General features: G+C 49.9%; 1 pseudogene. It reads right to left on the reverse strand.

Going from position 1 to position 1054, the window contains the following annotated elements:
- Positions 1 to 172 precede the first annotated feature (172 nt).
- A pseudogene (locus HMPREF2614_RS11405) lies at positions 173 to 373 on the reverse strand (ClbS/DfsB family four-helix bundle protein); the annotation flags it as partial.
- Positions 374 to 1054 lie beyond the last annotated feature (681 nt).

The raw sequence follows: 1054 nt of genomic DNA on the forward strand, positions 1-1054 counted from the left end.
CCACAAGTAAACAACATTAAACAAAATAAACAGCATAAGCTAACCTTCTAGTGCTGATGCTCTCTTTCGGCTTAGGGGGCTATCAGGTCGGTCTTGTCGTGGTTGATATGAGGGCCCCTAGTCGACCGGCAGTAGACCCACGGGCAAATCAAAACCAAATACGTCCGTCGTGTCACAATCGCTGCCTTGACTCAAACAGCTGCGACCCGGTCAGGCAAGCTACCAGTTGGGTTGCCTCGTCGAGCAGAATGTCGTACCTATTGATCAGATTTTGTGGCGGCGTCAGCTCGCAATGTTGGTAGAACGGCTCGGACAAACCACCTAGCTGACTCCATTTGAAATCAGGGTCTGGAGCCACCACCTCCTTGCCAGTTTGCTCTTCTCGTTCCTAGCTAAGCAGTAGTTTGATCCAGCCCAGCTATTACGCGATAATCTGCCGGGGCGTGCGGTTAATCCTCTCAACCAGCATTTTCCAACCATTATCGGGAATATCCTCGAGCTCGCAGCTGAGTAGGCTTCCGCGCTTAGCGATGTCTGCTCCAAGTTCGCTTCCGCATTCATGAGACTTCACCAGACATCTTCTGTCAAGGACTCTTTATCCGATGTATTCATGCGTATGTTTAAGCGTCCTGGGCTTAGTTCCGCTTTTACGAGCCTGAGTTGACGGGATGGACGAGATGGTTCTACGTTGTGCTTCCCGTGGTGTGGTCAGTCCAGCACTTTGTGAATGTGCATATTGCTTTAGCAATGTATCCTCCGTAAAGTCGCAAACCCACCTTCTCCGAACTATGCCCACGCGTCTTGAGCATTAATCAGTTTTGCCTTGTAGGGACTGTCGGCTCCCTTAGTTAGAGCGCTGTAATAGCAACCGTCGAATGTGATCACGCTCGGTCGAGTTTCAGGGCTGTAGTAGGAACTAAATCCAGTACGCTTCACCTGCTGCCTCGCACATGTTGTAGTTAGATCGCTTATAGCTGTTCATATGCTGATGCGCGTTATAAAAATGCTCCGTGGCCTGCGGGTTCGCTTTATGTGTGAAGTGTGTGTAATGTAT

This window comes from Corynebacterium sp. HMSC074C11 (assembly GCF_001809455.1).
Classification (GTDB): domain Bacteria; phylum Actinomycetota; class Actinomycetes; order Mycobacteriales; family Mycobacteriaceae; genus Corynebacterium; species Corynebacterium amycolatum.